Source organism: Nitrospirota bacterium (genome assembly GCA_020846775.1).
Taxonomy (GTDB): Bacteria; Nitrospirota; 9FT-COMBO-42-15; order HDB-SIOI813; family HDB-SIOI813; genus RBG-16-43-11.
In genome coordinates, this window is the sequence record JADLDG010000090.1 from 1 (window position 1) to 23,488 (window position 23,488).

The window sequence follows — 23,488 nt, forward strand, 5'->3', positions numbered from 1 at the left end:
GACCGCGGTCAGTCTCATGCCGTAAATAAGGGATTCAGTATGGCAACCGGCGATATTATCGGGTGGCTTAATTCGGATGACCTTTATGAAGAAGGGGCGCTGCAAAAGGTTGTTGCTGTCTTTAATAACAATAACAACTGCGGATGGGTGGCAGGCAGGTGCCATATTATCAATGCAGATGGTATTGAAATCCGCAAGGCCGTGACGCGATACAAGAATAAATGGCTGGGCCGCTACAGGTATGACAGATTGCTGGTGGAAGACTTTATCTCTCAGCCTGCTGTCTGGTTCAAAAGATCGTTCTTAAACGAGGTCGGTCTGCTGGACGAGGCTCTTCATTATACCATGGACTATGACCTCTGGCTGCGGATGGGGGCCAGACTGGACCCTGTAATCGTGAGAGATTATCTTGCATCTTTCCGCTACTATCCCAACTCGAAGACCGGCGGAGAGCTGGGGAAGTCTCTTGAAGAAGTCAAAAGTCTCTGCTGCCGGTACGCTGATAGTAGAAAGGATATCCTTTTCAGGAACTGGGTATATCGAATGAAGATACGGCTCGGATACAGTGTTATGAGCCTCATTGGAATGTGAAGTGGATTACCATGGGATTTTCGGATGAAAGCTGAAAGATCAAGGATTCTGGTTATAATACCGGCGCTCAATGAGGAAAAGAATATCGCCCAGGTTGTTTCTTCAATCAATAAGGAGGTCCCTTATGCAGATATCCTTGTTGTAAATGATGGTTCCCGAGACAGGACAGGGCAGATCGCCAGGGAACATGGGGCTACTGTGATAGATTTGCCATACAACCTTGGGATTGGCGGTGCAATGCAGGCAGGCTTCCGGTTTGCCAGGCTTTATGATTATGATATCGCCATACAGGTGGATGGAGACGGGCAGCACCCTGCTGACCATATAGAGAGGCTGGTTCAGGTGATTGCAGAGGGAAAGTCCGACATGGCTTCAGGGTCGCGGTTTGTCGCTAACGGCGGATATAAGTCTACCAGGTCCCGTCTGGTTGGCATCAAATATTTCTCTCTCCTGTTGTCGCTTATTCTGCGAGAGAGGATTACAGACACAACATCGGGCTTCCGTGCAGTCAATAAAAAGGTGATTGATTTATTCAGCAGGAATTATCCTGATGACTATCCGGAGGTAGAGGCCCTTGTCCTCCTTCATAAGAGGGGGTTAAGGGTCAAAGAGATCCCTGTGGAGATGAAGGAGAGGGCCGGAGGGAAGTCGTCTATTACCCCTTTCAGGTCCATGTACTATATGGTGAAGGTCTCACTTGCAGTGCTCATAGAAATGATTAGAAAGGCTGAAAGGTAAATGACGTTGTTTAATGTGCAGATTATCTCCATCATCCTCAGTACGCTGCTGTTCCTCTTCGTAATTGAGCTGGTACGAAAAGGGATGCTGAAGGAAAGATATGCCATCCTATGGCTTGCATCCAGCTTCATACTGCTGGTGCTCTCCCTGTGGAAAGGGCTGCTGGATAAGATCGCCGCTTTTTTCGGGATCTTTTACTCCCCCTCACTTCTGTTCCTTGCCGCCTTTCTCTTCCTCCTGCTCATTGTCCTCCATTTTTCTATCGTTATATCGAGAATGAGTGAGAAGAATAAAAAACTGGCGCAGGAGATGGGATTACTGAAATACGAACTTGAGAACAAGAAGTCTGTCAAGGATGGAGATAAAAACAGAGAAGAAGCAGGGTGAAGGATCGTATAACGACAAATAAGGGAGTGATGCTGGGTGCCCTGATATTCTTGTCTCTTGTATTACGGTTAATGACAGCCCTTCCAGTGGTTTTCTATCCTGACTCATGCCTCTATCTTTCATTTGCCAGGTCTATATTACGGGGGAAATTCTCATTCAATTTTAATGAAGGCATAGAGACTGTATTGCCGCCTCTCTATCCGGGACTCAGTGCACTGGTTTCCATTTTTGCCGGCAATATGGAGCTCTCTGCCATAATAGTTTCTGCAGTTGCAGGGGCCTTTCTGGTCGTTCCAGTATTCTATCTTGCAAAGGCAGTCTATAATGAAAAGGCAGCCTGGATCAGTTCGGTATTTATATTCCTCAGCCCTCTCCTGATATACTGGTCAGGCGCTGCCCTGACTGAGGCCCTTTTTACCACACTATTTGTTTCCGGTATCACAGTCTGTATTTATGCCATAAGGTCTGAAAGGCAGACCTTATTCTTTGTCTCCGGAGCGCTCATCGGATTATCTTACATGGCCCGGGTTATTGGTCTGGTAGCTATCCCTGTTGTTCTATTCTGGATAATTTATTCCTCTGTTAGTTCCGTCAGGCTGGCAGGCAGCTATCCAGCGCAGATTGTCAGGAAGGCCGCTGCTTCTTCAGCCCTGTTTTTTCTCGGGTTTATCCTGATTACAGGAGTCTATCTGATCCACCTCCACTCCTTTTACGGTAATTGGACGCTTGCAGGCTCTTATGGAAGCATCGAGGGTACCATAGCCTTTGAGGGGGCTGAGAGCAGGGCTGGATGGGAGAATGCAGCAACACCGGATAGCGGGGAAGGGTCTGTCTCAAGGCTTATAAACAAAGTGGTTTTGAATGCAGAAAATTATTCGGTTTCATTGATAAGTAAAATGCCGCTGGATTCTGTCTATAAATTTATCATGATTGTTGTTTCCGTTCTGTTTGTTGTCCCGGGTCTTTTCTTTGGGAGAAAAGAGGGCGGAAAAGGGATGGGCATGGGTGTTCTGTTTCTGGTTTCCTTTATCGTGGTGTATTACGCTGCGCTTCTCCTTTTACCTCTGTCCCCGATGATAGATGAAAGGATCAGGTATCTTTCTCCCATCTCCCCTTTATTTATGGTCATAGCATCAGGCGGAATCATTCGGATTCAGGAAAGGATGAAGTCCGGCATGATCAGACAGGCTGCAATACCTGTCATGGTTTTAGTTGCGATGTTGTCATCCCTTCCGCTTCTGGAGATGTTTCCCCTGCGTATGAATCAATTATGGCGTACTAATGCTTCTTTGGAATCCATACAGAAAATAGGGTTGTGGATGAAGGGGAATCTCCCGCAGCCGGTCAGGGTGATGTCCAGGAAACCGTATATCCCTTACTATGCGGAGGCATTGTGGTTTACGACGCCGGCTACTCACAAGGAGGTTATGGAGCTTGCCCGTTCAAAGGAGATAGATTATATTGTTGTTGATAAAAGGGTGGAGTATTATCTGAGGCCTGAATTACGCTTCTTGTTTTATCCTAAGGATGCGCCAAAGGACTTCGCATTCATCGGTGGTATACAAAATAAGAAAACAGGGGAGTTGTCAATAGGGCTTTATAAGATCAACAGGACCGTGGAAGCGCCTATTTGGTGAGTCATGAAAAGGAAGAACTATGAAACTATCTATAGTAATACCTATATTTAATGAGATAGATACAGTCAGGGAGATTATAAAAAGGGTTCAGGATGTGGACCTGCCCGGTTTGGAGAAAGAGCTGGTCATAGTAGATGACTTTTCCACAGACGGCAGCAGAAGGTATCTTGAGACGTTGAACGATAAAAATATACGGGTCTTTATGCACGAAAAAAACCGCGGGAAAGGTGCTGCATTAAAGACCGGGTTCCAGCATGTAAACGGTGATATTGTCATCATCCAGGATGCCGATCTGGAGTATGACCCTAATGATTATCACAACCTGATCAGGCCCATCCTGGATGGCAGGGCAGATGTAGTCTACGGTTCAAGGTTCATAACCACAGAAGAGCGGCGGGTGATGTTTTTCTGGCACTTTTTAGGGAACTCCTTCCTGACTTTGTTTTCCAATATGTTTACAAACCTGAACCTGTCTGATATGGAGACCTGCTATAAGGTATTCAAGCGTGAGGTTATCAATAACATTAATATTGAAGAGTACCGTTTTGGTTTTGAACCGGAGATTACGGCCAAGATTGCCAGAAGGAAATACAGGCTTTATGAAGTTGGGATATCCTATAGCGGCCGCGACTATTCCGAGGGGAAGAAGATAGGATGGAAGGACGGCGTGAGGGCTATCTGGTGCATACTGAAATATAACCTGATAAGGAGACAGTAATCTCAATGTCCTGAATAAGGACACAGGTGAATACATAAGTTATGAAAAATAAGGGTATGCAAAAAAAGAGTCCATGGTCAAGACAGCGCATGGAAGCTGTCATAATCGTCTTCTTTGCTGCACTCTGGCTGTTAGGTTATAAGGCGGCCTTTGTCGCTGAATGGCGCAGCCTGAGCGCGGCGCCATTATTGATGAAGGTAAGCCAGGCGGAAAAAAGGCTTATAGTCTGGGGAACCCTCTACAGGCCTTTCAGGGATGGACTTTCCGTAGCTCCTGAAAATAGCGCTATCTACTTCCTGAATTACTGTCCTGAAGCAAGCGGGGTCTGGAACTGGCTCCTTGCAAAATACTATTTCACTCCACGCAGGATTGATATTGCCGGCCCCGCTGATACCAACAGAGAGACAGCCCTGAAAAGCGATTTTGTCATAGCTTGCGTATGTACGGAAATGTCAGCCTCTGACACTGAGAAACTCGGTTTTCTGGGGCAGCCTCCATTTAAGAAAGTCACTGCTAATTCTTATCAGTTTGGGCATTATGCTGTTTACAGGATAGAAAAGACAGGGGAAGGAATAAGGTAGGTTAATGACATCATTATTCTGGTTTCTGTTTGCAATCGCAGTTATAGTCCTTTCCGGCGTGTTGGTGCTTACCTTTGCAAGGGTATGGAACTATTTTACTTTATTCACTGGATTGGCTATTTCCTTTATGCTTGGGATGGGGGTTATATCACTTCAGATGTTTGCCTATTCTCAGATAAATATCCCCTTTAAAATCTATTCCATTGCCTTTCCGTGGATTATCCTTGCAGCCGCAGCGGTTCTTATTAAATCCACGCGGGAGAGGCTTCTTACAGGTTCAGGAATCAATGTAACGGCTGGATTAAAAGATATAAGCTGGCCCGAAGTCATTTTATTATTGATTATCCTGTCTCAGGTATTTTATGCCTTCCTGTTCGGGGCCCTGCTGCCAATAAGGGGGTGGGATGCCCTGCAGACATGGGCATTTAAGGGGAAGGTGTTTTTTTATGATATGGGGATATCCTCCGACTTTCTTAAAGATCCTTTGACCCACCCTGACTATCCACTATTAATCCCTTTAACATTATCCTGGCTCTATACCTCGATTGGTCATGTAAATGATGAGATGGCAAGAATTATCTACCCCATGCAGTATGTCTCCATGCTCGCCATATTCTATTATGCAGTAAGAAAGACCGCCTCTAAACGGATGTCATTATTATTTACCGCCCTTTTATCATTGACCCCTATCGTAATGGTGCATTCCAGCGGATTCGCTGGCCGGATAGGGGGATTGTACAGTGGTGATTTTGTGGGCTATGCAGACCTTGCCCTTTCCATATTCTTCCTTGGCGCCGGGGCCTTTTTCTATCTTTACATGATGGAAGGCAGCAGTGCGCATCTTATTATGGCTGTTCTGTTTCTGACCATGGGCGCTTGGACGAAGAATGAGGGTTTGGTATTCCTCCTGATGGGAGGGATGCTCATTACTGTCAACCTCTTTTTTGGAAAGCGGATTAGATATGGAGCGATTCTGGCAGTATGGGGGTTCATCTGGGTTGTTACTTTGCCGTGGCTTCTCTATAAGATGCATTTTCATATTTCGAGCGAGTACACCCCTAACATGAATGCCGCTACTATGAAAAGCAATCTGCAGCGCCTCCCATACATCATCAAGATGTTTTTTTTCGTATTATTCCGCGATACTGATCTGTATAACTATGCATGGTATGGATATCTCATATCTTCATTGGTCAATCTGAGGGAATCTGTGAAAAAACCTCTGTTCTACATGCATGCCCTGCTCCTGGGCCAGTTTGCTGCGTACACTTTTATCTATCTGATATCTCCGCTTGAAATAAAATTCCACATTGAAACGTCTATTGACCGTGTAATTATTCATTTAACCCCGCTGGCAATTATGGTTCTGGCCATGAATATAAACAGGCTGATAACTAAGGGAGATAGATTGGTTTGAAGAAAAAGGGATTCATATTAAGTCAGCACATGGAAACGGTGCTCATCATATTCTTACTCTCAATATGGGTGACTGGATATAAGGCTATTTTTATTGCAGAATGGAGCAGTCTAAAGGCAGTGCCACTCTTAATGAAGGTCAGCTATATTGAGAAAAACCACTTAATTTGGGGAGATTATTTCAAACCTGTTAAAGACGGTCTATCGGCGACTCATGAAGAAAGTACCGTCTATTTCTTGAATTACTGTCCTGAGGCAAAAGCGATGTGGCAGTGGCTCTTAGCGAGATATCACCTTCCACCCCGCGAGGTCATTATTTATAACCTATCGGAGACTAATAGAAACAGCATCCTTACAGGTGACTATGTCATAGCCTGTATATGCAGGGAAATGTCAGACGCAAGCGCAGAGCTGCTCGCATTTTTAGAGCAGCCCCCATTTGATAAAATTTCCACTAAGGCTTATCAATATGGACATTATTCGATTTACAGGGTAGGGAATATGATGGAAGGAACGAGGTGAGTTAATGGCAGGGTCCGTTTGGTTCGTGTTTGCGATCGTAATCATGATCATTTCCGGCGTATTAGTGCTAACGTATGCAAGGGTATGGCAGCGCTTCAGCCTGTTGCCAGGATTGGCCATTTCCTTTATGCTTGGTATGGGAATTATCTCACTTCAGATGTTTGTTTATTCACTGCTGTCTCTTCCCTTTAAAGTCTATTCTATTGCTGTTCCGTGGATTGTCCTTGCAGTCATCACCGTGTTGTTTAAGTCCAGCCGGGAGGGGCTTCTTGTCAATAAAAAGATTACGGTTCAACCTCTGTTGAAAGATACAGGCTGGCCGGATCTCGTCTTATTATTAATCATTCTGTCTCAGGTGGTTTATCCGCTGTTGTTTGGAACCGCGGTGCCATTAAGGGGCTGGGATGCCTTGCAAACCTGGGCATATAAAGGGAAGATGTTTTTCTATGATATGGGAATCTCTTACGACATTTTGAAAGATCCATTGACCCACCCTGACTATCCCCTCCTTATCCCCTTAACATTTTCATGGATTTATACCTCTATGGGTCAGGTCAACGATGAACTGGTACGTATGATTTATCCGCTGCAGTTTGTCTCTTTGCTGGCTATTTTCTTTGATGCAGTCAGAAAAGTTGCTGCGAGGCGGTTCTCATTGTTATTTACCGCCCTTTTATCCATGACCCCAATAATTATGATCCATACCGGTGGTTTCGTCGGGGTTTATACTGCTGATTTTGTAGGCTATGCAGATCTCGCTCTATCCATATTCTTCCTCGGGGCCGGAGCATTTTTTTATCTTTATATGTCAGAAGGGGACTATGCGTACCTCGTTACGGCTGTCCTGTTTTTGGCCATGGGGGCGTGGACTAAGAATGAAGGATTGGTTCTCTTGCTTATAGGTGGGATATTAATTACAGTAAGCCTTGCATTTGGCAGCAAAATAAAATATAAGTTCATTTTAATGACATGGGGTCTCCTCGGAGTGATCACTTTACCATGGATTATTTATAAAATGTATTATCATATATCGAGCGAATACACACCCAATATGAATACAGCAACAATGCAAAGCAATCTGCTGCGACTCCCGTACATCATTAAGATGTTTTTCTACATCCTCTTCAGGAAAGCCGATCTGTTTAACTATTCGTGGTATGGTTATGTCATTTCTTCTTTGATCAACATTAGGAAATCTTTCAGAAATCCTCTCATCTTCTTGCATGCCATGATACTGGCCCAGTGTGCCTCTTATATATTCATCTATCTGATCTCGCCGCTTGATTTGAAATTCCATATAGAAACTTCACTTGACAGGGTCTTTATACATTTAACCCCCCTCGCAATATTGATTATGGCATTGAATATAAATATGCTTTTATTCAAAAGAGGTCTTAGCCCAGCAAAGTAATGGAAGCGAATCGGATATTGCGTGTCTGTTATTTTGGAACCTACTCGATGGAGGAGGGTTATCCGAGGAACAGGGTGATTATTGAAGGGCTGCGCAGTAATGGGGTGGAGGTGACAGAGTGTCATGAAGACTTCTGGAAAGGGACTGCTGAAAAACTGGAGGGGGTAAAGGCCGGAAGCGTCATGGTGAAGACCATCTTCAGGCTTATGCGCATCTATGGAAGACTCATATTAAAGTTCAGACATGCAGGTGATTACGATGCGATGATTGTTGGATATGCGGGCCATGTAGATATTTTTTTAGCAAAGATTTTAAACCTGTTCAGGCGAAAGCCGGTCATCTTTGATGCCTTCCTATCGGTCTATGATACGGCGGTAATGGACCGGAAAATAGTATTGCAAAACTCTTTAAAGGCAAAATTACTGCGGCTGGTTGATAAGTGGTCATGTAATATTGCTGACTCAGTCTTATTGGATACCAAGGCGCACATAGACTATTTTGTCAGGGAGTTTCACCTTCCGGCTTCAAAATTTTATGCAATACCGGTTGGCTCATCGCTAACTACGGCCGATTCCGCGGCCGATTCCGGGGACACCATACTTAATTCACTGCCGACCTCTCCATCGCAAAGAATTAAGTATGGTGTCCCCGGAACTTCCGGCGCTCTTAATATCCTCTACTTCGGTTCTTATATCCCGTTACATGGTGTGGATGTTATCCTCAGGGCGGCAGAGATCCTTCAGGGGGAGAAGGACATAGTTTTTACCCTGATTGGAAAAGGTCAACTTCTGCCGGAGATGAAACAGCTTGCATCAAAGCTCGGATTAAGGAATGTTAATTTTATAGACAGGTTTGTGGAAGAAGGAGAGCTGTCGGGATACATTCAGCGCTCCGACATCTGTCTCGGGATCTTCGGCAAGACGGACAAGGCAATGAGGGTCATTCCGTGTAAGGTCTATAATTGCCTGGCAATGGGTAAACCCCTGATAACTGCAATGACACCGGCAACTGAGGGGGTCTTGACAAACATGGATAATGCCATGCTTTGCAATGCCGGGGATCCTGAGTCGCTGTCTGAGGCGATACTATCTCTTAAGAAAGATGAGGCGCTTCGGGAAAAGATAGCCATTCGCGGTCAGAAATATTTTGCGGAAAACTTTTCTGCTGACGCTATTGGCAAGAGGATAGTGGAGATCGTGGAGAAAGTTAAAAACTATTCAGGTTCAAGGGGCATGGCCAATGGAAGATAAACATTATCCTCACGTTACTATCATTATCCTTAACTGGAATGGAAAGGATGATACGATAGAGTGCCTGAAGTCTGTCGAAAAGATTAATTATGCAGATTATGATATTTTATTGATTGACAATGGTTCAGATGATGATTCCGTCAAGGTATTCAAAAATCTGTATCATAATAATCCACGGATCAGGCTGATAGAGAATGAGAAAAACCTCGGTTTTGCTGAAGGAAATAACATAGGTATAAGAGAGGCGCTGAAGAGAGGGAGTGATTATATACTTCTTTTAAATAACGATACAGTAGTCAAAGATGATTTTTTAGGTGAACTTGTAAAAGTGGGGGAGGAAGATAAGAGGTATGGTATTATAGGCCCCAAGATTTATTTCTGGGGGGTAAAAAAAATTATCTATGCGGCAGGTGGAGGGGTTATCGGAAGACTGGGCCAGCCTCTCCTGACCGGGCTTCTCAGGGAGGACAGGGGGCAGTATGACAAGGAGGGGGAGACCGGATTTATTACAGGGTGCGCGCTTCTAATCAGACGGGAAGCAGTAGAAAAGACTGGACTGCTGGATGAGGACTACTTTTTCTTTTTTGAAGACCTCGACTGGAATATCCGGGCAAAGAGAGAAGGTTTCCTGATAGCATATGCCCCGAAATCTATTGTCTGGCATAGGGCGTCTTCTGCGGTAGGTTTTAAGTCCCCCAATTATTATTATTACATGACCAGAAACCGTATACTTTTTGTCAGGAAGAACTTCTCTGTTTTTTCTTTCATATTTCTGTTTCTTCCATATTTTATTTTCTATCGTTACTTATGGTTAATAACGAAACTATCGGTTAACAGGAAGTGGGAACATGTCCGGGCGGTTAATAGAGGGGTATGGTGGCATTTTGGGTAAGATAGAGAGGGAAGAGATGCATTTTACAGGAGAACGGTTAGTTATAGGTGAAGATATCGTACTGGAGAAGGAGCATCTTGACAGGTATAATTTTGTGACACAATTTGTAAAAGGGAAAAAGGTGCTGGATATTGCCTGCGGGACCGGTTATGGATGTAGTTTACTTCAATCAGCAGATTCGCTTTATATCCTCGGAATAGATATCTCACATGAAGCAATAAGGCATGCTAAATCAAACTACAAGGCTCAAAATCTCGATTTCATCATGAGCAGCGCTGATACGATTGGAGTTTTAAGTAAGGTCTTTGATATCGTTATATCCTTTGAAACTATTGAACACCTTGAAAGATATATGGACTTCTTAAAAGAAATCAAGAGGGTCCTAAACGATGGTGGGATGTTTGTTGTCTCAACACCCAATAAGAAATATTCTACCCCTGATAATCCTTATCATCTTCACGAGTTCTTTTATGATGAGTTCTATAAGCTTTTGACGAATCTGTTTAAGAATGTAGTCATCTATGGTCAGGACCACCAGAACCCGCAAAAGAGAATAACCAGATCTCTTACCGCTGCAGTGCCGAAAAGCATTAGAAAACTCCTGATCCCCAAGAGTGTCAGAGATGAATTTAACCTGAAGCAGTATACCGGTATAACAACTACAGATGTTGAGAACTGCAGATACCTGATTGCCGTATGCACAAATATTCCGGCATGAAACCGTTAAAAGTCTGCATCATAACTCCCCAATATGGCCACCTCTGGAGCGGAGTGGGGACGTATGCTACACACCTTGTTAATGGACTGGCTGAATTGGGAAATGAAATGACGGTTATTTGTCCTGAGGCTTCTGACAGAAGGCGTCACCCAAAGGTAAAGATCTCAGAAATGAAGGGTTTAAAAATTAAACCCACCCTCGGGAACTGGATAATCCTTGCCTATTATTTTAATAAGTCCCTTAAAAAAGTGCTTGAAAAGGAATCCATGGATATCGTTCATTTTGTGGACGCGAGGGATTCATTGTTTTGCAGGACAAGATCCATTCCGGTAATCGGGACCATGCATGACTATTATTTCTCTGAAGCTCCAGGGGATCCTTTCGCCTACAGAAAATACTATAGTGACTGGCTTAAGAGATGGGGATTCTGCAATGTGACAAGGGTGCTGGAGAAGAGGGCCGTTCGGAAACTTTCCTTTATAATTACCAACTCGGATTATGTATTAAAGTCCATTGCCACGAATTATTGTGCCGCAGAGGACTCTATGAAGACTATATACATCGGCATTGAAAAGACCGATCTGACTAATAGTCCAACAGGGAAGACGGAAAGGCTGAAGGGGAATCCATCCATTCTATTTGTAGGGCAGAATTTCCAGAGAAAAGGGCTGCCGGTGTTAATTGAGGCGGTCGCTTCTGTCAGAAGGACATATCCAGATGTCTCGCTCAGTGTGATAGGCAGGTATGGGAACAACAAGGAAGAGGAGATGCGGGATTTGAGTAAAGGCCTGGGCATAGAAAGAAATGTCCATTTTCTCGGATGGAAGGATAATGAAGAAGTCAGGATGTTATTTAACCAGGTAGACATCTTTGCTATGCCATCCTTTATAGAGGGTTTCGGTCTTGTCTTTCTTGAGGCTATGAATGCCGGGGTCCCTGTCATCGGAGGAGATACAGGCGGTGTACCGGAGCTGATTCAGGATGGCGTTAATGGATTTCTCGTAAAACCAGGTGATTGGCAGGGTTTGTCTGAGAGAATCCAGAGACTGGCAAAAGACAAAGATCTCCGGGACGGATTTGTCCGGAGGGGATACCAGACACTGGAAAAATTCTCGTTGGACAGCATGGTGGAAAAAACCAATGCGGTATATTGGAGCCTGAGAAATTGATAATATTCGCGGACTGGAGCGGCATACTGTAATGAAACATTTTAAGAGAATCGCCGGCTTTCTCATGATAGTCATTGTCTTTTATTTCATAGGCAGGGTTGTCTATGAGCAGTGGGATAAGATTTCCGGATATCCGTGGTCGCTGAATTCATTGTGGTTGGGGATTTCTATCGGGATATTGTTGGCTGCATATTTATTATCAGCCTATGAATGGACATTAATCCTCAGGATGATAGGCGTCAGGATAGAGTTAAGTAAAGGGATCTCAATATTCCTGCTTTCCATGTTCGGCAGGTACATCCCTGGTGGTATATGGTCGCCCGTAGGGAGGGTATTTCTTTGCAGGCGTGAGGGGATTGCGGATTCACGCTCAGGGATGAGTGTCCTGCTTGAGCAGACCTATCCGGTTGTATCTGCCGCCTTTGTATTTGTTGTATCTCTCCTCTTCTGGCATGATACAGGACCTGTAGCGCGTGCATTCCCCCTCCTTGTCTTCGTTCCGCTTTTTTTTATCTTTCTCCATCCGAAACCGTTTCTTAGGGTCATGAATCCGGTACTTGCATGGTTTGGAAAAGGACCTATTAACATTTCCCTCTCATTTGGTAATATGCTGATCCTTGCCGGATATTATTCTTTTTCCTGGATAGTAGCAGGTGTTGCCTTCTACTGCTTTATAAGGGCCTTTTATCCATTAGAGTTCTACTATATACCAATTCTGAGTGGTATAAGTGCCATTTCATTTATAATTGGATATCTTACCTTTTTTACACCTGCCGGTCTGGGGGTGCGGGAAGGGAGTATTACTATCCTTTTGAGCCTTTTTATACCTACTCATATCGCACTTGGAGTGGCTTTATTGTCAAGGTTATGGATAATAGGGGTAGAGCTTATCATACTTATAATATTTCTTATAAACGCTGAAACCCGGAGGATGGTGCGGAGTGCGCTGGGCTGGTAACTTTCTCATACAGGAGACCGTTTAAAATGAGTAATGCAAAGATTAGTGTAGTAATCCCGGCCTACAAGGAGGAGAGGGTCATTGGTTCCGTGATCAAAGGGGTGAAGTCAGTGATAGGAGATGACTGTGAAGTAATAGTCGTTGATGACGGATCTCCGGACGGTACATGGAAAATGGCTAAAGAGGCAGGCGCCCTTGTTATAAGGCATCCTTACAATATAGGGAACGGTGCTGCTGTTAAAAGCGGCATACGCGCTGCGACAGGGGATATAATTGTGATGATGGACGGTGACGGCCAGCACAAACCTGAAGATATCCCCCGGCTTATTGAACAGATTGCCACATATGACATGGTTATTGGCGCAAGGACAGGCCAGTCAGAAACGTCGGTTCACAGGGATCTGGCCAACGCGATATATAACCGGTTTGCTACTTATTTAACAAAGATGAAGATACTCGATCTCACATCCGGGTTCAGGGCGATTAAGGCAGATATTGCGAAGAAGTTCGTTTATCTGCTCCCCAATACATTCTCCTATCCCACTACAATAACGCTTTCTTTAATCAGGGCTGGACATAGTGTGGCTTTTATTCCCATTGTAGCAAGGAAAAGGGAGGGCAAGAGCAAGATAAAGCTGTTAAAGGACGGGGTAAGATTCTTTCTGATCATGCTGAAAATAGCCACATTATTTTCTCCTTTCAGGGTATTTCTACCGGTGAGCGCCGGGTTCTTTTTTCTGGGTATTGGATACTATTTATACACATTTATTGAGGGTCACAGATTTACGAATATGTCGGCCCTCCTGATCAGCAACGGTATTATTATCTTCATGATGGCATTGATAGCCGAGCAGATAGCGCAACTGCGGTTGGACAGGACAGAGGATCCAGTGCATAAACATGGAGAAAACGATTGATTTTTCCATACCTGATGTTGAGTTGGCATACTTATTGCGATTAAGAATATGTTGATGATAAGTCATCATGATTTAAGTCCCCGGTTTGCCCATCTACATCTGTTGATAGTGTTCCTGCTTATAACTATCCTGTCAGGCTGCAGTAGTGAATACAGCCCTATTGGCCCGCAATTAGAAGGAAGCAAGAGTATAAGCGGGGGCAACATGCTATTATTGGCAGGAGAGTCAGGTGGCACAGGGACGTCAGATGGAATTGGCAAACTGGCACGATTTAATGCCCCAAATGGAATTGCTCCTTATAATAATGATACCTTATATGTTGCAGATAAAACCAATCATACAATACGTAAGATAGATTTATACACTGGTACAGTTACAACTATCGCAGGGTATCCTCGTGTAGCTGGTCGTACGGATGGTGTTGGTGTTTATGCAAGATTTAATTCCCCTGAGGGTGTTGCAACTGATGGCACCTATCTTTATGTTGCGGATACCGGAAATCATGTAATCCGAAAGATAGAAATTCAGAGCGGCACTGTTGCGACCCTTGCAGGTTTAAGCGGACAAGCTGGGTATTCTGATGGCGACAGGAATAATACCCTTTTTAAGGCGCCCTCCGGAATAACGATCCTTGGCAACTCGCTTTATGTAACGGATTCAGACAACCACCTTATAAGGAAGGTTGATAAAGACAGTGGTTATACAACAACTGCAGCGGGTACTGCCTTTACAGCAGGTACTGCAGATGGCGTTGGTTTATCTGCCCAGTTTAATTATCCGTTAAAAATCACTAATGACGGGAATTACTTGTACATTGCTGATACATTTAATCATACGATCAGGATAATGAACCCGCAAAATGGATATGTTCTTACCTTATCAGGTTCGGCAGGGAAGGCGGGGTTTGCAGATGGCTCGCTTTCCAGGGCCCGTTTTTCTTACCCGGCAGGACTTGTAATAAGGGGTGAAGAGCTATATGTTGCTGACCTTGGCAATGATATTGTCAGGGTAATAGACCTGAATCAGGCTACTGTTGGTACGATTGCCGGTACGCCGCAGGTTACCGGTTATTCAGATGGCGTACCTGGTGTCGGGATGTTGAACAGTCCTGCAGATGTAGCTGTCATTGGAGACTACCTTTATATAGCTGATATGAGTAACAATGCGATACGTGTCGTTAATATATCCAGTGGGGAGACTACCACTTTAGCAGGGTTTCCGTCCCATGCAGGAAACGTAAATGAGAAAGGCAGCAACAGCAGGTTCAATGCTCCCGGTGGGATAGCGATAGATGGCGACGAACTTTTTGTAGCTGATACCTATAGTCATGTAATTCGAAAAATAGTAGCGTCTACAGGGGAGGTTACAACGTTAGCTGGCACGTCGGGGCATCCAGGTTCCACAGACAGTTCTGAGAGCGACGCAGTGTTTAATTCACCCACTGATGTAATAGCTGGTGCGAATGGTCAGTTTATCTACATAGTGGATACGGATAATCATGTCATTAGGAGCATGAATCTTTCTACCGGAGAAGTGCGTACATTTGCTGGAACCCCGGGTTCAACCGGTAAAGCGGATGGGATTGGGACAGCTGCAAGGTTTAAGTCTCCTAAAAGGGGTGTGAGGATAGGAAATAGGCTGTACATAGCTGATACGGGCAATAATACGATACGTGCGATTGATATTTCGACTGCTGCCGTAACCACACTGGCCGGAACGCCTGGTGTAGCAGGTTCAAAAGATACAGCAGAAAGTATAAATGGAATCGGGCAGTTTAATGCCCCGGGCGATATTGCGACTGACGGAACTAATTTATATGTTGCGGATACCGGGAATCATACCATAAGGAGGATTAACCCGGCTTCGGGTGTTGTCACAACTATTTCCGGCAGCCGGGAAACTTCAGGTCTTGTGGATAGTAATGACGGAGCCCCGAAGTTTAATTCACCTGAAGGTATTACGTGGTATTCCGGTTTCCTTTATGTATCTGATACCGCAAACCATTTAATAAGAAAAATAGACCTGAATACTATGGAAGTATCGTTACTGGCAGGAGATGAAGCATGTGTAGTAGAGACTACGGTTACAAATGGTTTTGAATCATCAGTAAAGAAGTGTACAGGACAGCAGGCTGGTTCAAGCAGCTACGGTGATTCTACAGATGGCACTGGCAAGACTACATCTTTTAATGCTCCTACTGGAATTAACACAGATGGCAGCTATCTCTATGTAATGGATACAGGGACGAACAGGATCAGAAGGGTGAATATGAATACCGGGGAAACAAAGACCTTTTCATATTCAAAGAATAAGGGCGTTACCCTGGTTTCTCCTACAGGTGGTGATATATCAGGCAACTTCCTGTATGTTGCGGATAAAGGTAATCAGGTCATTCGTAAACTGGATATTTCCAGTCTATCCGCTGCCCCACTGATCTTGATAGCAGGAAATGTCGGGGCTAACGGTTACGGTTATAGTGCAGGATACTCGAGCAGGTTCAACAGTCCGATTGGTATTACTGCAGATGGAATGGGGAATCTGTATGTGGCTGATACCGGTAACCATACAATAAGAAAGGTGGTCATATCCACTGGAGAGGTAACTACAGTAACCGGTGTTCCTGGTACAGCCGGTTTTATGAACAGTGAATTTGGTTACCCCCTGTTTAACGCACCCCGGGGGATATGTTTTGTTGGAGATCATCTTTATGTCTCGGACTCCGGAAATCATCTTATTCGGAGGGTCAATCTTTCTACCGGGTATGTGGGTTTAGTGGCCGGTTTGACTGACTTCGTCAAGAGTGTCGGTTCACCAGGGACTGCTGACAGCACTGGGGCAGCTGCAGGATTTAACGACCCCGGTGGTATTGCCTCTGACGGTGTATACCTTTATGTATCAGACAGCGGTAATAACACTATAAGGAGGGTGTTGATAAGTACTGGGCAGGTGAAGACAATTGCAGGTATGCCCGGGGTGATAGGATTCAGGGACGGGGTCAGTTTCAACGCAAATTTCTATTATCCGAGGGGCATAGCTGTTGATGGCGATTATCTGTATGTGGCAGACACAGGGAACAATGTGCTTCGGAGGGTGAATAAATTGACAGGTGAAGTACTTACATTTTCAGGTAAGGTGGGACAGTCTTCTTTCGTTCCGGGCACGAGTGACATTGTCAGGTATAATGCTGTCATAGGAGTTGCTACCTCACAAGACACACCATATCTCTTCTTCACGGATGGCGCAGAAAATGTAGTGGGTAAGATTGAGAAATAGTTGAAAAGACTATTAAAATTTCTTTCCAGTTGCAATAAAGGACAGTAATATGTATCATACTCCCCATGGCTGACATAACAGTGGTAGTGATAGACGGGCAGGGTGGCGGCATAGGGGCCCACATAATTGAGAAGATGCAGAAGAACCTTCCGGAGTCCTCCGTTGAAAAGATGGACATTATTGCCATCGGTACAAATGCAATAGCCACATCATTAATGATGAAGGCAGGGGCTAATAAGGCTGCTTCCGGAGAAAATTCCATAGTACAGGTCTGCAGGTATGCAGATATAATAATCGGTTCCTGGGCGATCGTTATACCTAATTCCATGCTTGGTGAGTATACTCAGTTAATGGCTGATGCAGTTGCGTCAAGCAAAGCGCGAAAACTTCTTGTCCCGCTGCCTCAGCAGGGGATTGAACTTATTGGTGTTACACCTGAACCATTTCCTCATATGATTGATAAACTGATTGACAGGTTAAGGAGAATCATTTAATCTATTGAATATCAAATGCAATAAATCAACAGTTAAAATGCCGTATAAAAACAAATAACTACAGATTTTCTTGCAGTTTGAATTAAATTTAGATTTTCTGGTTTTGATATTTGACTTGATTTTGAAGGGAGATGCATCATGTGTGAAGCGAGCGTTTACGTGGAGAAAGAGGGGAAAGAGGAGCTGCTTTTAGATAGTGTTGATGTATTGGAACCCCAGGAGGGGGGAAAGATATATATAAGAAACCTTGCGGGTGAACAGAAGACTTTAACTGCCCGTATAAAAAAAATCAGGTTGGTTGAACATAAGATTATCCTTGAGAGGACTGAAGGATAGTACATAAGTGAACTGTGTATCGGAGGCCATGGGAGATAAAACTTCTATGGCCTTTTTAGTAAGTGTAGTGGAAAGGAACTTGGGGTTTATAAGGGCTGCTGAAAATACCCTCCCCTTCAAGGGGAGGGACAGGGTGGGGATGGGTTTATTTTCAAATGAAACTAAATTTCATAGATCTAAAACGTCAATATAACAAGTATAAAACCGACATAGACAGGGAAATATTCGAAGTCCTTGAGAGCACCCAGTTTATCCTTGGCAGCAAGGTCAGCGAGCTGGAGAAACAGCTTGCTGCTTACGTGGGTGTCCGTTTCGGAATAGGTGTTAGTTCCGGCACAGATGCCCTCCTCCTTGCCCTTATGGCATATGGTGTAAAAAGTGGTGATGAGATTATCTGTCCCCCGTTTACCTTTATCGCAACGGCTGAGGTCATTGCACTCCTTGGTGCAAAACCGGTGTTTGTTGACATTGATGAAAAGACCTACAACATTAACCCCTCTCTGATTGAAGATAAGATTACAGATAAGACTAAAGGGATAATCCCCGTAGGCCTTTATGGCCAGGTTGCTGATATGGATACCATATATTCCATTGCGCAGAACAGAGGGCTCTTTGTGATTGAAGACGGGTGCCAGTCTTTCGGTGCGACATACAAGGGGCGAAGGTCCTGTGGTCTGCCTGATGTCGGTGTGACATCATTTTTCCCGTCCAAGCCTCTCGGCGGTTATGGTGACGGGGGGATGGTCTTTACTGACAATGAGGATATTGCGAAGAAGATAAACAGCCTCCATGTTCATGGGGAGGAGAAGAGGTACCAGCATAAGTATATAGGCATAAATGGAAGGTTAGATGCCATACAGGCGGCGATACTCCTTGCAAAATTTAAATATCTCGAAGAAGAGATAAAGTTGAGACAGCAGAAGGGTGCGTATTATACTGATGGTCTGAAAGACGTAGTTGTCGCACCATATATCGAATCACATAATACGTCTGTGTATGCCCAGTATTCGATTATGGCAGGGAAGAAAAGAGATGAGTTGACCAAGTACCTGAATGATAATGGAGTCCCAACCGCTATCCACTACCCGAAGCCGCTGCATCTTCAGGAGGCATTCAGCTATCTGGATTACAGTGAAGGCGATTTCCCGGTTAGCGAGAAGACGTCAAAAGAAATATTGTCCCTTCCCATGTCTCCGTTTATTACTAAAGATGAACAGGATTACGTGATTGAGAAGATCAGAGAGTTTTATAAAGGTCTGTCATCCTGAACCGGGTTCAGAATGACAGATGGATGGGATTTTAGGGTGAATCTTAAAATGAACAACGCCTACATAGTCATCATGGCCGGTGGAAGCGGCACTCGTTTCTGGCCATTAAGCAGAGAGGCTATGCCCAAACAGCTTCTTCGGATTGATGGGGGAGAAAGCCTTATACAGCAGACAATCTCAAGGGTCAGACCTTTTATCCAGTCAGATCATATACATATTGTAACTAACAAGAGCCAGTCAGAGCAGATAAAATACCAGGTAGCTGAGCTTGGTAAAGAAAATTTCATTATTGAACCCGCTGCAAAGAACACTGCCGCGGCAGTAGGGCTGGCAGCGGTATATCTGAACCATCAAAATGCTGATTCAGTAATGGGGATACTTCCTGCTGATCATGTCGTGAAAAATAAAGAGCAATTTCTTGCTACGATGAGGTTTGCCTTTAATGCGGCAGCGGAAGGTTGCCTCGTAACAATAGGTATAAGACCGGGTCGTCCCGAGACAGGTTACGGGTACATACATGCTGGAGATCAGATGAGTCGCCCTGATGCTGCATCTTCGAATGATACTGCAGGAATTTTCCATGTTGACCGCTTCACTGAAAAGCCGGACATTGATACAGCAAAAAAATATGTAGCCGAAGGCAATTATTTCTGGAACAGCGGAATGTTTGTATGGAAGACTTCTGTGATACTTGATGAGATTGAGCGTTACATGCCGTCATTGGGAGAGGGACTGAAGAAGATTAAGTCAGCTATTGGACAGAGTGATGAATCAACGGTCATCGGCAAAGTCTTCTCCGGATTAGAATCCGTATCAATTGATTACGGCATAATGGAGAAGTCTGATAAGGTCGTGGTGATACCTGCAGACCTTGGCTGGAGCGATGTGGGCAGCTGGACTGCCCTTGACGACATTTCAGCGAAAGACGCCAGGGGCAATGTCATCTCCGGAAATGTGGTGGATCTGGAGAGCAGGGATTCGATCATTTATGCGTCAAACAGGCTTGTTGCTACAGCAGGGTTGACTGACATGGTGGTAGTTGATACGGAAGATGCCACGCTTGTCTGTCACAAAGACAAGGCACAGGATGTTAAAAAAATAGTTGATGAGTTAAAGAGGCGGGGTGCAGAAGAGCATCTGACTCACAGGACTGTCATAAGGCCATGGGGCTCGTACACATTACTTGAGAAGAGCGACAGGTTTAAGATTAAACGTATAGTGGTGAATCCGGGTGCACGCCTTTCATTCCAGATGCATTATCACCGCAGTGAGCACTGGGTCGTTGTCTCGGGTACGGCTAAAGTCAGGCGGGGGGAGGAAGAGTTTTTCGTCAACCCGAATGAGAGTACTTATATCCCTATGGAGACCAAACACAGGCTTGAGAACCCTGGCCGGATACCTCTGCAGATAATAGAGGTGCAAAATGGAGAATATCTTGAAGAAGACGATATCGTAAGGTTCGATGATGCGTATGGCAGGGAGTAAGTTGAAGGATGTGGGATTAAATGATACCCAGGAGGAAATGCAAAATGATTTCATCTAAGATCTTCAGAGAATATGATATAAGAGGCGTGGTAGGAGTGGACCTGACAGATGAGGCAGCTCGCCTCATAGGCTGGGCCTTTGCCGTTAACCTTATGCTTGTCAATGAAGCGACACCCGAAGATGCCGGTGCGTTGAATGTAGCGGTCGGAAGGGATGTCAGACTGCATTCAGAGAAACTCTGCAACAGGTTGATTGAAGGGATAATATCAACCGGTGTTAATGTTACTGATTTAGGGGTGTGTCCAACCCCGTTAGTATATTTCTCACTGCATAATATTGATGTCAACGGCGGGATTATGATTACAGGAAGTCACAATCCCCCTGAATTTAATGGGTTCAAAATGTGCGTCGGCAAAGAGGCATTGCATGGCGATGCAGTACAGGGGATAAGGCGTATCATAGAGGATAAGGAGAAGTGGCAAAGAGAACTCGGAAAACTTAAGATGATTGGTCAGGTGGAATTTGTACCGATAGTTGAGTCTTATCTTACTTATATCAGGGAACAGTTTGTCTTTGATCATAAACCGTTTACACCCCCTATTAAGGTAGTCGTTGATTCAGGGAACGGGACAGCCGGGGTAATAGCGCCTCGTGTACTTCGTGAGATGGGTTGTGAGGTAGTTGAGCTCTATTCCAAACCTGATGGGAATTTCCCCAACCACCACCCTGATCCAACTGTACCGGAGAATCTTGCTGACCTTATAAAGACAGTTAAGGAAAGCGGTGCGGATTTTGGTGTTGCCTATGATGGGGATGCAGACAGGATTGGCATAGTGGATGAGAACGGAAGCATAATCTGGGGTGACAGGCTAATGATTATTTACGCGCTGGATATTTTAAAGGAATGGCCCGGAGCTATAATCGTCTCTGAGGTAAAGGCATCCCAGGTCTTATACGATGAAATAGCAAAGGCAGGCGGGGAGCCGATAATGTGGAAGGCAGGCCACTCACTTATAAAGGCAAAGATGAAAGAGGAAGAGGCGGTGCTCGGTGGAGAGGTCAGCGGCCATATCTTTTTTGCAGACCGCTTCTACGGATATGATGATGCTATTTATGCGACATGCAGGCTGGTTGAGATTCTAAAGAGGGAGAGGGTGAAGGGGAGCAAGAGGGGGGTGAGCTTTCTCCTTGAGGGTACTGCAGTGACATTTACTACCCCTGAGATAAGGGTATCCTGCCCGGATGAAGAGAAGTTCGAGGTTGTGGACAAGATCCAGGAGGTATTGACAACCGGTAAGATCCCCTCATCTGTCAAACCGCTGAATATAAAGGAAATCATCACCGTTGACGGTGTTCGCGTCCTCTTTGAAAATGGCTGGGGCCTTATCAGGCCGTCAAATACCCAGCCGGTTCTGGTATTACGCTATGAGGCTGACACTGAGGATAATCTGGCAGAAATAAGAACGTTCATGGAGGGTGTGTTGAAAGAGGAAGTTGAAAAGCGAGTTATTTGAAAGTATCGTCAACCCCATACGACTTATTCATCTTAGCGGAGGCCTTTATTTTGAGGTGTTTCAGCACGCTTCCTGTTATCCTTGTTAGGCTGAAGCGTATGGGTATCTTTTCAGGTAATAAAAAGGGGTTTCCGGTAAAGTTATTAAGCGGGTCACCCTTGATTGTAATTTCTCCAACATTTATCGAGATGCCATAATGTGACTTAAGCGCTCCCAATATTTCTGAAGATGATACAGGCAGACCTACGACCTCACACAATAGCCTGTCCAGTGATAACGCATCCTCAGATGCGGCGATAAGTCCAACCTGTTTCGGATCACCTTTCGTGGGTCCTTCCCCCTCCAGTGCGATTACAGCATCAACAATGTGCAGGGCAGGGCTGACTGTATTATAGATTTCAAGGAGCATCCTGCCGAACCTGTGTTCCCTGTCCCCGGCCTTAAAATGCCACAGTACCTTCTTCTTTCCGCTAAGACAGCCAAACAGGTTTTTTACCGCGCCGCTGAATCCTACCTGAACATGGGTCTTTAACTTTGGGATGTTGATGATCTTGTCAGCATCAAGGACAGCCTTGTCTATATGGAGCGTCTTTACAAACGGGTCAGATACCCTTACGGCTACCGGAGTATTAAATGGCTGTAGCTTGATGTTGTATCTATTGCAGATATCGGCCATGCCAGTGACCTTTGCCACGCCGGCCAGATCTCCGAATGCAGGACTGTCACCGATAAAAGGCCTGCCGCCGTGGTCAATAATGATCTTCACAACGGTCTCAACAATTGCCGGATGGGTTGTAATGCACTCGCCAGGTAAAGAGCCTTTGAGCAGGTTGGGTTTTATCAAGACCCGGTCGTCTTTAGAAATATATTGATCTATGCCGCCGAGATGATCAAGTATGTCGCGGACAGACTTTTCAAGATTACCTCGCTGGTAGTCAGGACAACGAGATAAGACAACCGTTCTGGCAAGGTTCTTCATACATTTGGTGATCCCAACGGGATTCGAACCCGTGTTACCGGCGTGAGAGGCCAGCGTCCTGGACCACTAGACGATGGGACCGTAATTTGTGTTGAAAAACGCCCATCTGCGGCGTCAGGACATATAATTTGAACCTCAACGTACGGGTAGTACGTCTACGGTCCAAATTATATGTCCTTCCTTGCACCTGGGCATTTTTGAACACAAATTACACTTAGCTGCTTTGTTAAACGC

Annotated in this window: 23 protein-coding genes and 1 tRNA gene; 22 read left to right on the forward strand and 2 right to left on the reverse strand. The window is 44.9% G+C overall.

What is annotated here, in order from left to right:
* From IT392_10820 to IT392_10925, 22 genes are all read left to right on the forward strand, one after another.
* Positions 1-591 (forward strand): glycosyltransferase (locus tag IT392_10820; protein MCC6544970.1); only part of this gene is annotated, 591 nt, incomplete at its 5' end.
* 24 nt (positions 592-615) lie between these two features.
* Positions 616-1,329 carry a glycosyltransferase family 2 protein gene (locus IT392_10825; GenBank protein ID MCC6544971.1) on the forward strand — a complete coding sequence of 238 codons (714 nt, stop codon included), beginning with the start codon at positions 616-618 and terminating at the stop codon, positions 1,327-1,329.
* Complete coding sequence (locus tag IT392_10830; protein MCC6544972.1) at positions 1,330-1,716, forward strand: DUF2304 domain-containing protein; 387 nt, start codon at positions 1,330-1,332, stop codon at positions 1,714-1,716. It abuts the gene before it with no gap.
* On the forward strand, positions 1,713-3,353 hold the full coding sequence (locus IT392_10835; protein MCC6544973.1) for a glycosyltransferase family 39 protein: 1,641 nt from the start codon (positions 1,713-1,715) through the stop codon (positions 3,351-3,353). Before IT392_10830 ends, IT392_10835 begins: the two co-directional genes overlap by 4 nt.
* Before the next feature lie 19 nt (positions 3,354-3,372).
* Entirely contained in the window at positions 3,373-4,071 is a 699-nt protein-coding gene (locus tag IT392_10840; GenBank protein MCC6544974.1) for a glycosyltransferase family 2 protein, read from the forward strand.
* A gap of 56 nt (positions 4,072-4,127) precedes the next feature.
* The gene (locus IT392_10845; protein ID MCC6544975.1) at positions 4,128-4,652 is read left to right on the forward strand and encodes a hypothetical protein; all 525 of its coding nucleotides are present in this window, start codon (positions 4,128-4,130) and stop codon (positions 4,650-4,652) included.
* 4 nt (positions 4,653-4,656) lie between these two features.
* Positions 4,657-6,069 (forward strand): hypothetical protein, encoded by a 1,413-nt coding sequence (locus IT392_10850; GenBank protein MCC6544976.1) that lies wholly within the window; start codon positions 4,657-4,659, stop codon positions 6,067-6,069.
* Positions 6,066-6,590, forward strand: a complete 525-nt coding sequence (locus IT392_10855) for a hypothetical protein (protein MCC6544977.1) — start codon at positions 6,066-6,068, stop codon at positions 6,588-6,590. Before IT392_10850 ends, IT392_10855 begins: the two co-directional genes overlap by 4 nt.
* Positions 6,591-6,594: 4 nt before the next feature.
* Positions 6,595-8,001 carry a hypothetical protein gene (locus tag IT392_10860; GenBank protein MCC6544978.1) on the forward strand — a complete coding sequence of 469 codons (1,407 nt, stop codon included), beginning with the start codon at positions 6,595-6,597 and terminating at the stop codon, positions 7,999-8,001.
* Positions 8,001-9,251: a glycosyltransferase family 4 protein gene (locus IT392_10865; GenBank protein ID MCC6544979.1), complete on the forward strand. Its 1,251-nt coding sequence runs from the start codon at positions 8,001-8,003 to the stop codon at positions 9,249-9,251. The genes IT392_10860 and IT392_10865 overlap by 1 nt, the downstream gene beginning before the upstream one ends.
* Positions 9,241-10,143, forward strand: coding sequence for a glycosyltransferase family 2 protein (locus tag IT392_10870; protein MCC6544980.1), 903 nt, complete (start codon positions 9,241-9,243; stop codon positions 10,141-10,143). The genes IT392_10865 and IT392_10870 overlap by 11 nt, the downstream gene beginning before the upstream one ends.
* Complete coding sequence (locus IT392_10875; GenBank protein MCC6544981.1) at positions 10,100-10,861, forward strand: class I SAM-dependent methyltransferase; 762 nt, start codon at positions 10,100-10,102, stop codon at positions 10,859-10,861. The genes IT392_10870 and IT392_10875 overlap by 44 nt, the downstream gene beginning before the upstream one ends.
* Complete coding sequence (locus IT392_10880; GenBank protein MCC6544982.1) at positions 10,858-12,030, forward strand: glycosyltransferase family 4 protein; 1,173 nt, start codon at positions 10,858-10,860, stop codon at positions 12,028-12,030. Before IT392_10875 ends, IT392_10880 begins: the two co-directional genes overlap by 4 nt.
* 31 nt (positions 12,031-12,061) lie before the next feature.
* Positions 12,062-12,988, forward strand: coding sequence for a flippase-like domain-containing protein (locus IT392_10885; GenBank protein MCC6544983.1), 927 nt, complete (start codon positions 12,062-12,064; stop codon positions 12,986-12,988).
* Positions 12,989-13,014: 26 nt separating this feature from the next.
* Complete coding sequence (locus tag IT392_10890; protein ID MCC6544984.1) at positions 13,015-13,905, forward strand: glycosyltransferase family 2 protein; 891 nt, start codon at positions 13,015-13,017, stop codon at positions 13,903-13,905.
* A gap of 48 nt (positions 13,906-13,953) precedes the next feature.
* The gene (locus IT392_10895) at positions 13,954-17,178 is read left to right on the forward strand and encodes a hypothetical protein (protein ID MCC6544985.1); all 3,225 of its coding nucleotides are present in this window, start codon (positions 13,954-13,956) and stop codon (positions 17,176-17,178) included.
* Positions 17,179-17,252: 74 nt separating this feature from the next.
* Positions 17,253-17,672 (forward strand): DUF3842 family protein, encoded by a 420-nt coding sequence (locus IT392_10900; protein MCC6544986.1) that lies wholly within the window; start codon positions 17,253-17,255, stop codon positions 17,670-17,672.
* Between the two features lie 138 nt (positions 17,673-17,810).
* Positions 17,811-18,008: a CooT family nickel-binding protein gene (locus tag IT392_10905; protein ID MCC6544987.1), complete on the forward strand. Its 198-nt coding sequence runs from the start codon at positions 17,811-17,813 to the stop codon at positions 18,006-18,008.
* 28 nt (positions 18,009-18,036) lie between these two features.
* Positions 18,037-18,201 (forward strand): hypothetical protein, encoded by a 165-nt coding sequence (locus IT392_10910; protein MCC6544988.1) that lies wholly within the window; start codon positions 18,037-18,039, stop codon positions 18,199-18,201.
* Positions 18,164-19,276: a DegT/DnrJ/EryC1/StrS family aminotransferase gene (locus tag IT392_10915; protein ID MCC6544989.1), complete on the forward strand. Its 1,113-nt coding sequence runs from the start codon at positions 18,164-18,166 to the stop codon at positions 19,274-19,276. Before IT392_10910 ends, IT392_10915 begins: the two co-directional genes overlap by 38 nt.
* A gap of 48 nt (positions 19,277-19,324) precedes the next feature.
* Positions 19,325-20,761, forward strand: a complete 1,437-nt coding sequence (locus IT392_10920; protein MCC6544990.1) for a mannose-1-phosphate guanylyltransferase/mannose-6-phosphate isomerase — start codon at positions 19,325-19,327, stop codon at positions 20,759-20,761.
* A gap of 44 nt (positions 20,762-20,805) precedes the next feature.
* Complete coding sequence (locus IT392_10925; protein ID MCC6544991.1) at positions 20,806-22,275, forward strand: phosphomannomutase/phosphoglucomutase; 1,470 nt, start codon at positions 20,806-20,808, stop codon at positions 22,273-22,275.
* Here IT392_10925 and IT392_10930 read toward each other — a convergent pair.
* Positions 22,268-23,254 carry a DUF362 domain-containing protein gene (locus IT392_10930; protein MCC6544992.1) on the reverse strand — a complete coding sequence of 329 codons (987 nt, stop codon included), beginning with the start codon at positions 23,252-23,254 and terminating at the stop codon, positions 22,268-22,270. The genes IT392_10925 and IT392_10930 overlap by 8 nt on opposite strands.
* A gap of 5 nt (positions 23,255-23,259) precedes the next feature.
* A tRNA-Glu gene (locus tag IT392_10935) sits at positions 23,260-23,335 on the reverse strand.
* Positions 23,336-23,488 lie beyond the last annotated feature (153 nt).

Bases quoted from the DNA above. Each gene is read 5' to 3' on its own strand.
- IT392_10860 (MCC6544978.1), top strand. From the start codon at position 6,595: ATGGCAGGGTCCGTTTGGTTCGTGTTTGCGATCGTAATCATGATCATT.
- IT392_10895 (MCC6544985.1), top strand. From the start codon at position 13,954: ATGTTGATGATAAGTCATCATGATTTAAGTCCCCGGTTTGCCCATCTA.
- IT392_10825 (MCC6544971.1), top strand. From the start codon at position 616: ATGAAAGCTGAAAGATCAAGGATTCTGGTTATAATACCGGCGCTCAAT.
- IT392_10870 (MCC6544980.1), top strand. From the start codon at position 9,241: ATGGAAGATAAACATTATCCTCACGTTACTATCATTATCCTTAACTGG.
- IT392_10880 (MCC6544982.1), top strand. From the start codon at position 10,858: ATGAAACCGTTAAAAGTCTGCATCATAACTCCCCAATATGGCCACCTC.
- IT392_10920 (MCC6544990.1), top strand. From the start codon at position 19,325: ATGAACAACGCCTACATAGTCATCATGGCCGGTGGAAGCGGCACTCGT.
- IT392_10850 (MCC6544976.1), top strand. From the start codon at position 4,657: ATGACATCATTATTCTGGTTTCTGTTTGCAATCGCAGTTATAGTCCTT.
- IT392_10915 (MCC6544989.1), top strand. From the start codon at position 18,164: ATGAAACTAAATTTCATAGATCTAAAACGTCAATATAACAAGTATAAA.
- IT392_10830 (MCC6544972.1), top strand. From the start codon at position 1,330: ATGACGTTGTTTAATGTGCAGATTATCTCCATCATCCTCAGTACGCTG.
- IT392_10845 (MCC6544975.1), top strand. From the start codon at position 4,128: ATGCAAAAAAAGAGTCCATGGTCAAGACAGCGCATGGAAGCTGTCATA.
- IT392_10875 (MCC6544981.1), top strand. From the start codon at position 10,100: ATGTCCGGGCGGTTAATAGAGGGGTATGGTGGCATTTTGGGTAAGATA.
- IT392_10930 (MCC6544992.1), bottom strand. From the start codon at position 23,254: ATGAAGAACCTTGCCAGAACGGTTGTCTTATCTCGTTGTCCTGACTAC.
- IT392_10925 (MCC6544991.1), top strand. From the start codon at position 20,806: ATGATTTCATCTAAGATCTTCAGAGAATATGATATAAGAGGCGTGGTA.
- IT392_10885 (MCC6544983.1), top strand. From the start codon at position 12,062: ATGAAACATTTTAAGAGAATCGCCGGCTTTCTCATGATAGTCATTGTC.
- IT392_10865 (MCC6544979.1), top strand. From the start codon at position 8,001: ATGGAAGCGAATCGGATATTGCGTGTCTGTTATTTTGGAACCTACTCG.
- IT392_10910 (MCC6544988.1), top strand. From the start codon at position 18,037: ATGGGAGATAAAACTTCTATGGCCTTTTTAGTAAGTGTAGTGGAAAGG.
- IT392_10840 (MCC6544974.1), top strand. From the start codon at position 3,373: ATGAAACTATCTATAGTAATACCTATATTTAATGAGATAGATACAGTC.
- IT392_10890 (MCC6544984.1), top strand. From the start codon at position 13,015: ATGAGTAATGCAAAGATTAGTGTAGTAATCCCGGCCTACAAGGAGGAG.
- IT392_10905 (MCC6544987.1), top strand. From the start codon at position 17,811: ATGTGTGAAGCGAGCGTTTACGTGGAGAAAGAGGGGAAAGAGGAGCTG.